Consider the following 14763-nt stretch of genomic DNA (forward strand, 5'->3'; position numbering starts at 1 on the left):
GTAGCTTTTATGATACTGGTAAACAACCCCGGAAGCTGGAAATACATATACCCGCCCCTGGATCATGCCCGTTGGCATGGCTGCACTCCCACCGACCTCGTATTTCCCTTTTTTTTGTTTGCGGTAGGGAACGCCATGGCTTTTACTATGCCACGGCTCAGGGAAGCCGGCAGTGCCATGATGTGGAAAAAAGTGATTAAAAGAACAGTATTGATATTTTGTATTGGTCTCTTCCTGAATGCTTTTCCTTTCGTAAGATACAATGCCGATGGGGTTTTAGAATTGAAGTCCCTCCAAAACCTCAGGATATTGGGGGTACTTCAGCGGATAGCGCTCTGCTATTTTTTCGCTGCTGTTATGATTTACTATTTACGCCCTGCAAAGCTTTTAACTGCAGGTGCGGTGCTGTTGCTCCTGTACTGGGCAATGTGCCTGTTTTGGGGCGGTGCCGATCCTTTTAGCTTGCAGGGCTGGTTTGGAACAGCAATAGACAAGGCAGTGCTGGGTGAAACGCACATGTATCATGGGGAAGGAGTGGCATTTGATCCTGAAGGATTAATGAGCACCTTACCCGCGGTAGTACAGGTAATACTGGGTTATTGGGCCGGCAGTTTCATAATCCGGAAAAAGAATATCCCGGATGAGGAAAGGCAGGAGCCTGTGCCGGTAGTGAGTGGTCTTTATCCTCTGTTGACAAAACTATTTGTTGCAGCCATGCTGTTGATCTTTACCGGGCTGTGCTGGAACACCGTTTTCCCGATCAACAAAAAAATATGGACGAGCTCTTTCGTAATATATACCTCAGGGATGGCAATTGTTGTATTGGCCATGCTGATATATTTCATTGAAATAAAAAAATGGCGTGGCGCCTGGAGCCGTTTTTTTGATGTATTTGGCAAAAATCCCCTGTTCATTTTTGTTTTAAGCGGCATTTGGGTAAGATTATACGGGCTGGTAAGAATTGCAGATGGAGTGAAAGAAGGCAGGGTGATATATAAAGGGTTGGGCGGCTGGGTGTACGACCATGTGTTTGCTCCTTTGTTTGGCAATATGAACGGCTCCCTGTTATATGCCGTCTTTCATATCCTCATCTTCTGGGCTATTGCCTGGTGGCTTAACAAAAGAAAAATCTATATTAAAGTATAATAATCCCTTTGTTGTATGACTAAAGCTCCTTCTCCCCGGTTTTTAGCCCTTGATGTTTTGAGAGGCATGACCATTTGTTTCATGATCATTGTAAACACCCCCGGAAGCGGCGCCGAGCCGTTTGCTCCTTTATTGCATGCTTCATGGCACGGGTTCACCCCTACCGACCTGGTATTTCCCACCTTTATGTTTGTTGTGGGCAATGCCATGAGCTTTTCCATGCCCAAATACCGGCAAATGGGAACCGGCAGCGTGCTGGGTAAAATATTTAAGCGCACGGTAATTATTTTTCTCCTGGGTTACCTTATGTACTGGTTTCCTTTTTTCAGGGAAGCGCAGGGAGGCGGGTACGAGCTTTCGCCCATCAGTCATACCCGCATTTTGGGTGTATTGCAACGCATAGCCCTTGCCTATTGCGCTGCGGGCTTAATGATCCATTTCTTATCCAAAAGAACGGTATGGGCTTTAAGCGTTATTTTTTTACTGGGTTACTGGCTGATCCTGTACATTGGCGGAGATTACAGCATGACAGGCAATGCGGGGCATAAATTAGATGTAATGCTTTTTGGGGAGAACCACTTGTATCATGGTGAAGGCGTGGCTTTTGATCCTGAAGGGCTGTTGAGTACTTTGCCATCCATTGTAAATGTAATAGCCGGGTATTATGCAGGTATTTTTATCCAGCAAAAGGGAAAAAGCTTTGAAACGGTGGCTAAGCTGCTGATTGCCGGCTTTGTACTGCTTTGTATCGCTTATTTCTGGGATTTTGTATTTCCCATCAATAAAAAGCTCTGGACCAGCGCCTTCGTTTTATATACCGTGGGGCTCGACCTTGCCATTTTGGGCATACTTGTTTTTATTGTAGAAATAAAAGCCATAACAAAAGGAACCTATTTTTTCCAGGTTTTTGGCAGAAACCCCTTGTTCATCTACATCTTATCCGAAATATTGTACGTGGTGTTCTATATGATCAAAACAGGTCCGGAAACGCCGCTGTTTGTGGGGATCAATAACAGCATCTTTCAAAAAATACTTCCCGGTGCCTGGGGTTCATTGGCCTTTGCACTGTGCTTTATGCTTTTGTGCTGGTTGGTGGGCTACTGGATGGACCGGAAGAAGATCTATGTGAGGGTGTGAGGGGGGTGAGTAGTGAGTAGTAAGTGGTCAGTGAGAAATTTCCGGGTAATGTTCATTATTCCGGGACTGAATAAATACTTTTAGCATTAATCCGGCGGCCTGTCTCCCCGGAACAATACCTTTGTACAAACCCGGAATTATGCCATTTAGTTTTAGCGAACTACTAACGGTTATATTTACGCTTTTTGCGGTAATTGATATCATTGGGTCTGTGCCTATATTGATTTCCCTGAAACAAAAGATAGGCGGTATTAATGAGTTGCGCGCCACGCTCATTTCCGGGGGATTGATGATACTGTTCTTATTTGCGGGGGATAAGTTTTTGCGTATCCTGGGACTGGATATCAAAACTTTTGCCGTAGCCGGATCGGTGGTCATTTTTATACTGGGATTAGAGATGGTACTGGGACTTGAATTTTTCAAGAGTGAAAAAGATGTAAAGGCGGCAACCCTTGTACCCATTGCCTTTCCGCTGATAGCAGGTTCCGGAACGCTCACCACCATTATGTCGCTTAAAGCCAATTTTTCCGACCTCACTATATTTCTCGGCATTTTTATTAACCTTATCATCATTTACGTGGTTTTAAGGTCATTGAACCTGATAGCCCGGATCTTAGGAAATGCCGGATTAATTGCCGTGCGTAAATTTTTTGGTGTAGTTTTGCTCGCCATTGCCGTAAAAATATTTGCAGAAAATGCGCATGGGCTGATTAAATAATTTGAAAATTTGAAAGTGTGGTAATTTGAAAATGAATTTTCAAATTAGTTTGGCCTCGTAGTACAATGCCCGCCCGGCGGAACGCCGTTCGGACGGGGATAGTATAAGAGTTTCCGAAAACGTGCGGCTTATATAGAAGGGCCGCCGATAGGTTTGATGGCAATAGTATAAATTAAGTAGTTCTTTTTAATAGTTCCTGGCCTCGTAGTACAATGGATAGTATAAGAGTTTCCGAAGCTCCAGATCCTGGTTCGATTCCAGGCGAGGCTACTAACGTTCTGTATGTTTTACGCCTATATTTTAAAAAGCACCAATCACAATTATTATTACAAAGGCCATTGCCAGGATCTTGAAAAAAGGTTGCGCCAGCACAATTCAGGAATGACGGAATCAATCCGGCCTTATATTCCCTTCACCTTAATCTATCTTGAAGCGTTTGAATCGGAACAGGAAGCAATAGAAAGAGAAAAATATTTCAAATCTGCTGCCGGAAGAAGATATTTAAAAAAGATACTGCTCTTGTAGTACAATGCCCGCCCGGCTGACGCCAGTCGGACGGGGATAGTATAAGAGTTTCCGAAGCTCCAGATCCTGGTTCGATTCCAGGCGAGGCTACTAACGTTCTGTATGTTTTACGCCTATATTTTAAAAAGCACCAATCACAATTATTATTACAAAGGCCATTGCCAGGATCTTGAAAAAAGGTTGCGCCAGCACAATTCGGGAATGACAGCATCAATCCGGCCTTATATTCCCTTCACCTTAATCTATCTTGAAGCGTTTGAAACGGAACAGGAAGCAATAGAAAGAGAAAAATACTATAAATCTGCTGCTGGAAGAAGATATTTAAAAAAAGGTACTGCCCTTGTAGTACAATGCTTGCCCGGCTGACGCCAGTCGGACGGGCCCGCCCGGCTTTTTGGTGAACATCAATGCCTACATAAATTATTTTTCCCTTATAATCTATCAGGGTTTTACCTTTATGCAGGGGTTCGGACGGAGCTGAAGTTTGCTGTTTCATAATTTTTATTTTTTAGCAAAGTTCTTCATTGCAGCCGATTTGAGGACTGCTGCTCACCAGACCCCTTTTACATATAGACTGAACGCCGTTTGGGCAGGCCCGCCTGCCCGACTGAGTTATTCGGGCGGGGCAGAACGCCGTTCGGGCAGGAATAGTATAAGAGTTTCCGAAGCTCCAGATACACCCGCCCGTACCGAGCGGCACCTGCCCGAAAGTTCGTTCAGGCGGGCGTTCGGGCGGGGGTTCGATTCCTGTCGAGGTCAACAAATAATTTAGCATCATTGATTTTCAGTTGTATTCAGAAACCTTTGGTCTTCTTTGCTATTAATGCCACGCAAATTTTATTTCTCCTACGTGGGAAAATATCACAATAGATCAGTAGGCAATCTTTATTTTGAAAAACTGTCAAAAACACCTATTATTCTTCTGACTGAAATTTGTCTGATCTTCCTGTAACCTTCACAAGGCCTAAATAGGTTTAGTTAACCTATATTTGATAGTCAGCAACTTTTAATGAGGAAAGACTAATTCTGAATGTTTTGGTACTTTTGAATGTATTAGATTCCCGATGCTACAATTGTCAAAAGAACTTAAACTACAACTCTTCATAGAATCCCAATCCGATCCATTCGGACAGGGATAAACTATTCCTGACAAAATATGGTTATTCTTGACAAAAAAGCCATATTCGTGACATTTATTTGCTACATTTGTCACGAATAATTTAATCTTGTCACGAATATGGCAAAGGTTAACACACAGGAATTGGAGGTGATTAAAAAAGTATTACAAGGCTTCCCGGAAGGGGCAAGTCAAAGTGATATTCTGGAAGCCAGTGGTTTGAATATAAGTTGGAGGACGTTACTTAGAAGACTGGAAATATTGATAGAGCAGCATGAGGTATCGGTAACTAAAGCAGGCCGGTCAACCCGCTACTTTTTGATCAGGCAGCCAGTAACTCCGGTAATTACGAAAAGCCCGGATATTCCCATACCCCTTTCTGAAGCATCCAAAGCCATATTTTCCCAGGTGAGTAAACCGGTGGAACAACGCACCCCCGCAGGCTACCACCGTGAATTCCTGGAAAATTATATCCCTAACACGAACAGTTACTTAACGCCCGAAGATAAAAAACTACTGGCAGACATGGGTAAAACAGCTCAGCCCGACTATCCTGCGGGGACATATGCCCGTGAAATTTTAAGTCGCCTCCTGATTGATCTTTCCTGGAACTCAAGCCGCCTGGAAGGCAACACTTATTCTTTGCTGGATACCGAGCGGTTGATTGCTGCCGGAATTGTCGCCGATGATAAATCTGCTATGGATGCCCAAATGATTTTAAATCACAAGGATGCTATTGAATTTATTGTAAATGGAGCGGAGGAAGTTGACTTTAACCGATATACGATTCTGAACCTGCATGCGTTACTGTCCGATAACCTCCTTCCTGATCCCACAGCATCAGGCCGGCTTAGAAACCATCCTGCAGGAATCAACAAGTCTGTATTTACGCCACTGGCCATACCACAACTGATCGGGGAAATGTTTGATCTGATACTTGAAAAAGCCGGGCAGATCAATGATCCGTTTGAACAAGTATTCTTTATCATGGTACACCTCCCTTACCTGCAGCCATTCGATGATGTTAACAAACGGGTATCCCGGCTGGCGGCCAATATTCCGCTGGTAAAACGCAACCTGGCTCCTCTGTCATTTACTGACGTTCCAAATGATATGTATATAAGCGGTTTACTCGGCGTTTATGAAATGAATAGAGTGGAACTTTTAAAGGATGTATTTATTTGGGCATATCAGCGATCTGCATTTCGTTATGCTGCTGTGCGCCAATCCGTGGGAGAGCCGGATGCTTTCCGGTTGAAGTACAGGTCGGATCTCCGCACCCTTGTAAACGAGATCGTCAGAAATGCCTACCCTTATAAACAGGCATCTGAAAGCATTCACCGCTACGCAGCAAAGATTAGCGAAGCTGACCGGCAGAAATTTATTGAAGTTGTCGAAAGTGAACTGTTGTCCCTTCATGACGGCAATTTTGCCCGGTATTATATCAGCCCTTCGGAATTTAATCGATGGAAAGAAACATGGAAGGTAGGAAATCGGTAAATCTATTTTCGCCGAGGTCCATCAGGCATCTCTTTGCTTTCCCTTTTATGTAGAAAACCTCACCATCCTTTACTATATTAATTTTTTCTGTGGCAGCGATGTTACCAGCATGGCTGCCAATACATTTGATCACGCCAACCTGAAGATGAGCCAGGTATGGGCAGTGCCGGGACCAATAGTGGGTACTTTAAAGATAAAGTGTCCGGAAAAAGCTAAACCGACATTATGTAATGGCTTAACCCCAAGTAAACGGATAAAGAGATAATACATTAATCTGCTGCCGGAAGAAGATATTGATAGCAAATTCGAACGCCGGCTGTTCGCGCTGGTGAAACTTCGCTCTGAATATGTTCCGGTTCAGTGCGGTCATTTGAACAGGTCCCCCATCTTTACTTCTGCCTCTTTGGAGCCGGGCATCTCTTTCAGGATTTTCTTTTCTGTCTCCCGCCCGATGATCGGTTATGTCATAAGTTATGGACAGGTTTATTTTTTTATAATCGTTCAAACGAAGTTTTAAAATATGCAATGATTGTAGCTTAAGACATAACAGATCATCAATAGCTTTTTCCTCAGTACCGTCAGGCGATCTCACAGATCATGCGTTCATCCATCTTATATACCAGCCTCACCAGGTACAGCAGGTGCCGGTAAAACATCACCAGGTCTGCCCGGGCTATTTCCTTCGCGCCATTGTAAGTGATCACCGCTTCCAGCAAGTCCAGCAGCTCGGCTTTTGCATAGCTGTACCGGAATGTCTGGCGGAATTGCTGTATCTCCTGATGCGGGTTGCCCTGCTCCGCTTCGCTGAGGTAAAAAGGACGATTGGCGTTGGCCAACAATCCTTTAGTAGAGGCTGGTATGCTTTGTTGTGCCGGTGTGCCTGCATGGATGATGCAAAAAGCTTCTGTCAGCCGGTGCAGGTGCTGCACAAAATCCATCAGGTCTTCCCTTTCGCCACCATTTGCATAGGCGCTCTGCTCGCTGGCCAGGGCCGCGTGCAGCCACAGGTTCAATGTGTCCCTGAAATCGTGCAGACGAAAGTTCCCAAATACAGCTTCAAGGCCTTCGTAAAAATGCTTGCCTATATTATTGGGCAGGTGGCAGGGCTTGTGAAAACGCTTACGTGGTGATGGTGATAGCATGATGGGATGTTTTTCTGTGGTGAGGTAAGATTTGTTTGCGGTGATGTTGGTGGAAATGGTGATGTTGGTGGAAATAAGGTAAGAGAACGATCATTTATGAAGAATCTCGGGGAAACATTTCAGGTTTATTTTAGTTGATCAAATATAGTTAAAAATATAATTAAAGTTAATTAATTAACTTTAATTATATCATTTTTTTCTTTTTGACTATTATTCATTCTTTTTCTGTTAGTTGCCTGGTACAACCAACTTCACTTATTGAAAAAGCTCTTATGGCAACACAAAAAAGGCGTTTTAACCGAATAAAGATTGTTCTTATTGAAAAGGAAAAAACGAATATCTGGCTTTCAGAACAGGTAGGCGTAAGTAAAGCCGCTGTATCAAAATGGTGCACGAATGATAACCAGCCTACGGTTGAAACATTATTTAAAATTGCGGAGGTGTTGGAAGTGGATGTGTGCGAGTTGTTGGTGAGGAAGTAAAATAGAATGTTTGGTATACTCAAATAAATAAAATTACATAAGCACCGAATCTCAACTAAATACCGGGAAAAGCTTAACATTGATTATGAGTTCAATAGTAAATGAATCGCAAATCGAATACGGCTTCGTACAAAAACTTCGCGATCTTAAATATACTGTCCGGCAGGATATTCGTGACCGCAGGGCGCTGGAGGAAAATTTCAAAAAGAAATTTGAAGCGCTGAATCGTGTTACTTTATCCGATGCGGAATTTGCCCGCCTACGGGATGAGATTATCAACCCCGATGTATTCGCGGCTTCCAAAACTTTACGCCAGCGCAACACGTTTATTCGTGAAGACGGCACACCACTGCAATATACACTTGTCAACATCAAAGACTGGTGCAAGAACGATTTTGAGGTCGTCAACCAATTGCGGATGAATACCCAAAACAGTAACCATCGCTATGACGTAATACTATTGATAAACGGCGTACCCGTAGTGCAGATTGAATTGAAAACGCTGGAAGTAAGTCCGCGCCGCGCCATGCAACAAATCATTGACTACAAAAGCGACCCCGGCAATGGCTATACCAATTCGCTGCTTTGCTTTATGCAGCTCTTTATTGTAAGCAACCGTAGCAATACTTACTATTTTGCCAACAACCGCAGCCAGCATTTTGCTTTTAATGCCGATGAACAATTTCTACCCGTGTATCAATGGGCAGACGAAAACAATAAAAAAATTCCCAACCTTAACGATTTTTCAGAAAAGTTTTTAGCCAAATGCAGGCTGGGCGAAATGATAAGCCGTTACATGGTGCTGGTAGAAAGTGAGCAAAAGCTGATGGTGATGCGCCCGTACCAGATATACGCTGTGGAAGCCATTACAAAGTGTATTGAACAAAACAGGGGCAATGGCTATATCTGGCACACCACCGGCAGCGGTAAAACACTTACTTCTTTTAAAGCATCTACGCTGTTAAAAGATAATTCCGAAATTGAAAAGTGCCTGTTCGTTGTTGATCGCAAAGATCTCGACCGGCAAACCCGTGAGGAGTTCAATAAATTCCAGGAAGGAAGTGTAGAAGAAAATACCAATACAGAAACGCTGGTGCGCCGTATGTTATCGGAAGATTATGCCGATAAGGTGATTGTTACCACCATCCAGAAATTAGGGTTGGCGCTCGACCCTGCTAATAAAAGGAACTATAAAGAACAACTGCAACCGCTCAGCCAAAAGCGGCTGGTGTTCATCTTTGATGAATGCCACCGTTCGCAATTTGGCGAAAACCATAAAGCCATCAAAGAATTTTTTCCCAATGCACAATTGTTTGGCTTTACAGGTACGCCTATTTTTGAAGCCAATGCAAACTATCAGCAAATAGACGGTACTGCAGGCTCCTATAAAACCACCAATGATATTTTTCAAAAACAACTGCACGCCTACACGATCACTCATGCCATTGACGACCGCAATGTGCTGCGCTTTCATGTGGATTATTTTAAGCCGGACGGAAAAGTAAATATTGGAAGCGGCGCTCATCGTATTGCAGTGGTAGAAGCTATATTAAACAAGCATGATGCCGCCACCAATTCCCGTCGTTTTAATGCTGTGCTGGCGACAGCTTCCATCAATGAAGCGATTGAATACTATAACCTGTTCAAAGAAAGACAAAAAGAAAGAAAAGATAAAGATGAAACCTTTCAACCGCTAAATATTGCCTGCGTATTCTCCCCACCTGCCGAGGGTAATAAAGATGTACAGCAAATACAGGAAGATCTGCCGCAGGAAAAAAAAGACAATGAAGAAAATCCCAATGAAAAGAAGATAGCATTAAAGACTATTATCAATGATTACAATGAACAATATAGTTCTAACCATAGTATAAATGAGTTTGACCTGTATTACCAGGACGTGCAAAAACGCATTAAAGACCATAAATACAGCAATACCGACTATGCACATAAAAACAAAATAGATGTGATGATAGTGGTGGATATGCTCCTCACGGGTTTCGATTCCAAGTATCTTAATACTTTATATGTAGATAAGAATGTAAAATACCACGGGTTGATACAGGCTTTCTCACGTACCAACCGTGTACTGAACGACAGCAAGCCTTATGGCAATGTTTTAGATTTTCGCAGGCAACAGGCTTCGGTGGATGAAGCCATCGCGCTGTTCAGCGGTGAAGATGCCGGCAGCGCCAAAGAAATATGGCTGGTGGACGCCGCACCGGTAGTAATTGGCAAATACGAGAAGGCCGTGGAAGCCCTGGGTAAATTCATGCGGAATCACGATCTCGATTGCAAGCCTGAAGAAGTAAACAACCTAAAAGGCGATGCCGCCCGTGCAGAATTTGTTAACCACTTTAAGGAAGTACAACGACTCAAAACGCAACTTGACCAATATACCGACCTGAATACAGAAAACGAGAAAAAAATTGAACAACTGTTACCGCAGGAACAGTTACGTTCATTTCAGGCGGCATACCTGGAAACGGCCAAACGCCTGAAAGATAAACAAAACGGAGATAGCGATGGTGAAGATCCTGTGCAGCAATTAGATTTTGAATTTGTGCTTTTTGCTTCTGCATTGGTGGATTACGATTATATTATGGCGTTGATTGCCCGCTACACCCAAAGCAAACCTGCCAAACAAAAGATGACAAAGGAGCAACTCATAAAGCTGCTCAGCTCCAGCGCCAACCTGATGGAAGAAAGAGACGATATAGTAGCCTATATTAATAGCCTTGAAACAGGCAAAGGCCTTACCGAAACCGAAATACGGGAAGGTTACGAAACTTTTAAAGAAGAAAAACATGCACAAGAGCTTGCTGCTATCGCTCATAAGCACGGCTTGCAGGCTGCCGCACTGAAAAGCTTTGTGGACGGCATATTAAACAGGATGATATTTGACGGTGAAAAATTAAGCGAGTTATTAGAGCCGTTGCAATTAGGCTGGAAAGACCGCAGCAAAAAAGAACTGGCTTTAATGCAAGACCTGATACCGCAATTAAAAAAATTAGCGCAGGGGCAGGAGATATCAGGGTTGAAAGCATATGAGTAAAGAAAAGATGTTTAAATGAGCAAACCGTCGCCAATATATCAATATAAGAACCTGGATGATCTGGGTAATAAATTCAGGGATGATCTGGGTAATCCAAATCAGCATTTTATATTGCTATATGCATACAATGGTACCGGTAAGACCCGTATTTCAATGTTGTTTAAAGACAAGGCTAAAGAGAATGGTGAAGGCAAGCGGGACACATTGTATTTTAATGCTTTTACAGAAGACCTTTTTCAGTGGGACAATGATTTAGAAAACAACAGGGAAAGAGTACTTAAAATAAATGCTGATTCTAATTTTTTCAACGGGTTTAAGGAACTGGCATTAGAAGAAAAGATATTTCCTTATCTGGAACGATATGCTGACTTTGATTATAAAATAGATTACGAAAAATGGACTATCAGTTTTAGTAAAAGTATTCGTATTGCAGAAGAAGAGGATGGAAATTTAATAGAAAAGACAAAAGTTATTGATAACATTAAGATTTCAAGGGGGGAAGAAACTATTTTTATATGGTGTGTATTTTTAGCGATCTGCCAATTAACAATTGAAGGCGCGGAAGCTTATAACTGGGTAAGATATTTTTTTATTGATGATCCTATTTCTTCATTAGACGACAATAATGCCATTGCGGTGGCCAGTGATTTATCGCAATTATTACTGAAAAATGGACGTAAAATAAAAACTGTTATTTCAACGCATCACATCTTATTCTTCAACGTTTTGTTCAATGAATTAAAAAATGAGCAGTCGCTTAGATATTTCCTGCATAAAAATGCAAAAGATACATATACGCTAAGGAAAACGAATGACTCTCCATATTTTCATCATATCGCATCTTTGAGTGAACTAAAGCAGGCTGTAGAATCAGGAAATATCAAAACATTTCACTTTAATATATTGAGAAGCATATTGGAAAAAACCTCATCATTTTTCGGATTTAAAGAATTTGGCAAATGTATTCATGGCATAGATGATGACGTGTTGTTCAAAAGGGCATTGAACCTGTTAAGCCACGGCAAGTATTCGGTTTATGAACCGGTGGATATGAATGAAGACAATAAGGATCTATTTAAAAGAATATTTACTGCTTTTCTGGAAAAATATCAATTTGAATTACCTGTGCTTCTTCTTGAAGAAACAATACAAACAACATAATTATGACCGCAATAGAACAACAACAACTCGGTAAAACACTTTGGGCAATAGCAGACGATTTGCGTGGGGCAATGAATGCAGATGATTTTAGGGATTATATGCTATCGTTCCTGTTTTTACGTTACCTCAGCGATAACTACGAAGCAGCAGCCAAAAAAGAATTGGGCGCAGATTATCCTGCATTGGAGAAAGATGATAAACGTCTGCCTTTGTCGGTGTGGTACAAAGCGAATAAGGCAGATATAGAAGACTTTGAAAAGCAAATGCGCCGCAAAGTGCATTATGTAATAGAGCCGAAATATTTGTGGAGCAATATTGCAGAATTGGCGCGTACACAAAGCGACGAACTGCTCCGCACACTTCAAAAAGGTTTTAAATATATCGAAACCCAGTCTTTTGAAAGCAGTTTCCAGGGCTTATTCTCAGAAATCAACCTTGATTCGGATAAGCTTGGCAGGAGCTATACCGAACGAAATAAAAGGCTTTGCACTATTATTCAAAAAATAGCCGAGGGCATTGCGAAGTTTTCTACCCATACCGATATATTGGGAGATGCTTATGAATATCTGATAGGCCAGTTTGCCGCAGGATCGGGTAAAAAGGCCGGAGAGTTCTACACCCCACAACAAATTTCTGACATCCTTTCGGCGATCGTAATATTGGACAGCCAGGACCCTTCTTTGGGAAAAAAGAAAAAACTGGATAAGGTACTGGATTTTGCCTGTGGTTCAGGGTCATTGTTATTGAATGTGAGAAAGCGTATCAAAGACAATGGCGGAAACATTGGAAAAATATACGGGCAGGAAAAAAATATTACCACTTACAACCTTTCGCGTATGAATATGCTGCTGCATGGCGTAAAGGATACAGAATTTGATATTCACCATGGCGATTCATTACTGAACGATTGGGATATACTGAACGAAATGAACCCGGCTAAAAAAATGGAATTTGATGCTATTGTAGCCAATCCGCCGTTCAGCTATCGCTGGGAGCCGTCAGAAGCAATGGGAGAAGATTTCCGGTTTAAAAGCTATGGGTTGGCGCCTAAATCTGCTGCAGACTTTGCTTTTTTATTGCACGGATTTCATTTCTTAGGCAAAGAAGGAACAATGGCAATTATCCTGCCACATGGCGTTTTATTTCGCGGCGGAGCAGAACAGCGCATCCGTACCAAGCTGTTAAAAGACAATAATATTGATGCGGTGATAGGATTGCCTGCCAACCTGTTTTTCTCTACCGGCATCCCTGTTTGTATCCTGGTACTGAAAAAATGCAAAAAGTTTGACGATGTACTTTTCATCAACGCCAGCGAACATTTTGAAAAAGACAAACGGCAAAACAAGCTGAACGAGGAGCATATTGAAAAAATTATTGACACATACCAAAACCGAAGGGAGATAGAAAAGTATAGCCATCGTGCCCCTTTACAGGAAATTGCTGAGAACGATTACAACCTTAATATACCCCGCTATGTCAACAATTTTAAGGAAGAAGAAGAAATTGACATACAGGCGGTGATGAAAGAAATAAAAACATTAGAAGCCAAACGCAGTGATCTGGACAAACAGATTGAAGGGTATTTGAAAGAATTGGGATTGATGGATTAATTTTTTTACTATGAAAGACGAACAAAACATAATCATTTATAAAACACAGGATGGCAAAGCAGCAGTTTCGCTATATGCCAGGGATGGTTCTGTATGGATGAACCAACAACAACTGGCGGAGCTTTTTGACACCTCTGTCCCGAATATCAGCATGCATATATCTAACATACTGAATGACAATGAATTAAATGAAAAATCAGTTATTAAGGAATACTTAACTACTGCCGCTGATGGGAAGAATTATACAGTAGCTTTCTATAGCCTTGATATGATCCTTGCCATTGGTTTCAGGGTGAGGAGCAAAAGAGGAACACAGTTCAGGCAATGGGCAAACCGCCATTTGAAAGAGTATATGATCAAAGGTTTCGTGATGGATGATGAGCGGCTGAAAAACCCCGATGGCAGACCGGATTATTTTGATGAGTTGCTGGCCCGCATCCGGGACATCAGGGCTTCCGAAAAACGCTTTTACCAAAAGGTAAGGGATCTATTTGCTTTAAGCAACGATTACGATGCTACCGACAAAGCCACACAAATGTTTTTTGCCGAAACTCAAAACAAATTACTCTTTGCCGTTACAGGTAAAACAGCCGCGGAGATCATTGTAAGCCGTGCTGATGCCGGTAAGCCCAACATGTCGCTTACCAGTTGGAAAGGCAGTGTTGTAAGAAAGCAGGATATTTTTACTGCCAAGAATTATTTATCGAAAGATGAAATAGACAGCCTGAACCGTTTTGTAGTAGTGTTTTTAGAAACTGCTGAATTGAGGGCTAAAAACCGGCTGGATATTACAATGGATTTTTGGAGAGAGAATGTAGATAAAATTTTAGCGCTTAACGACAAGCCGGTATTAACCCACAAAGGTAGCATCAGCAATGCCCAAATGGAGAAAATGATAGAAAAGGTGTATGAGCAATTTGATGCCAAACGAAAAACAGAAGAAGCGCAGCAGGCTGATGCAGGAGATATGGAGGAAATAAAAAAGCTAGAGCAGGAAATAAAAAACAGGAAGAAGTAAAAGTATCATCTTCCTGACGTCAGGAAAATGATAGAAGACCATCTCGTTGGTTTCAACGAAATGGTTGCGATAACCAATCCTTAATGTCTTTTAGCAACGAAAACAAATGACCAGAATGCAGAGAAAAAAACAAAATAATAGAAGTGTTCCAAATT

12 protein-coding genes and 1 tRNA gene are annotated in these 14763 nt (G+C 42.1%); 12 read left to right on the forward strand and 1 reads right to left on the reverse strand.

Translation table 11 applies throughout. The annotated features are described in order from the left end of the window. From PLH26_RS13210 to PLH26_RS13240, 7 genes are all read left to right on the forward strand, one after another. Positions 1 to 1146 (forward strand): acyltransferase family protein (locus PLH26_RS13210; protein WP_324586498.1); only part of this gene is annotated, 1146 nt, incomplete at its 5' end. 15 nt (positions 1147 to 1161) lie between these two features. After that, positions 1162 to 2283, forward strand: coding sequence for an acyltransferase family protein (locus PLH26_RS13215; RefSeq protein WP_324586499.1), 1122 nt, complete (start codon positions 1162 to 1164; stop codon positions 2281 to 2283). Positions 2284 to 2422: 139 nt separating this feature from the next. Further along, positions 2423 to 3001: a MarC family protein gene (locus PLH26_RS13220; RefSeq protein WP_324586500.1), complete on the forward strand. Its 579-nt coding sequence runs from the start codon at positions 2423 to 2425 to the stop codon at positions 2999 to 3001. Positions 3002 to 3199: 198 nt separating this feature from the next. Continuing rightward, a tRNA-Arg gene (locus PLH26_RS13225) sits at positions 3200 to 3271 on the forward strand. 12 nt (positions 3272 to 3283) lie between these two features. Beyond that, positions 3284 to 3526, forward strand: a complete 243-nt coding sequence (locus PLH26_RS13230; RefSeq protein WP_324586501.1) for a GIY-YIG nuclease family protein — start codon at positions 3284 to 3286, stop codon at positions 3524 to 3526. A gap of 102 nt (positions 3527 to 3628) precedes the next feature. Then, the gene (locus PLH26_RS21790; RefSeq protein WP_502876387.1) at positions 3629 to 3892 is read left to right on the forward strand and encodes a GIY-YIG nuclease family protein; all 264 of its coding nucleotides are present in this window, start codon (positions 3629 to 3631) and stop codon (positions 3890 to 3892) included. Between the two features lie 871 nt (positions 3893 to 4763). Further along, on the forward strand, positions 4764 to 6143 hold the full coding sequence (locus PLH26_RS13240) for a Fic family protein (RefSeq protein WP_324586503.1): 1380 nt from the start codon (positions 4764 to 4766) through the stop codon (positions 6141 to 6143). Positions 6144 to 6721: 578 nt separating this feature from the next. Here PLH26_RS13240 and PLH26_RS13245 read toward each other — a convergent pair. Beyond that, positions 6722 to 7285, reverse strand: coding sequence for a hypothetical protein (locus tag PLH26_RS13245; RefSeq protein ID WP_324586504.1), 564 nt, complete (start codon positions 7283 to 7285; stop codon positions 6722 to 6724). A 272-nt stretch (positions 7286 to 7557) separates the two neighbouring features. Here PLH26_RS13245 and PLH26_RS13250 point away from each other — a divergent pair, with 272 nt between their 5' ends. The 5 genes from PLH26_RS13250 to PLH26_RS13270 all read left to right on the forward strand — a co-directional run bounded on the left by PLH26_RS13250 (position 7558) and on the right by PLH26_RS13270 (position 14608). Then, positions 7558 to 7767, forward strand: a complete 210-nt coding sequence (locus PLH26_RS13250; RefSeq protein ID WP_324586505.1) for a helix-turn-helix domain-containing protein — start codon at positions 7558 to 7560, stop codon at positions 7765 to 7767. Between the two features lie 85 nt (positions 7768 to 7852). Further along, entirely contained in the window at positions 7853 to 10819 is a 2967-nt protein-coding gene (locus PLH26_RS13255; protein WP_324586506.1) for a type I restriction endonuclease subunit R, read from the forward strand. A gap of 111 nt (positions 10820 to 10930) precedes the next feature. Beyond that, positions 10931 to 11980 carry an AAA family ATPase gene (locus PLH26_RS13260; RefSeq protein ID WP_324586507.1) on the forward strand — a complete coding sequence of 350 codons (1050 nt, stop codon included), beginning with the start codon at positions 10931 to 10933 and terminating at the stop codon, positions 11978 to 11980. A gap of 2 nt (positions 11981 to 11982) precedes the next feature. Then, a complete protein-coding gene (locus PLH26_RS13265; protein WP_324586508.1) occupies positions 11983 to 13590 on the forward strand; it encodes a type I restriction-modification system subunit M in 1608 nt (535 codons plus the stop codon). Positions 13591 to 13600: 10 nt separating this feature from the next. Beyond that, complete coding sequence (locus tag PLH26_RS13270; protein WP_324586509.1) at positions 13601 to 14608, forward strand: virulence RhuM family protein; 1008 nt, start codon at positions 13601 to 13603, stop codon at positions 14606 to 14608. Positions 14609 to 14763 lie beyond the last annotated feature (155 nt).

This window comes from Agriterribacter sp. (assembly GCF_035444585.1).
Classification (GTDB): Bacteria; Bacteroidota; Bacteroidia; order Chitinophagales; family Chitinophagaceae; genus Agriterribacter.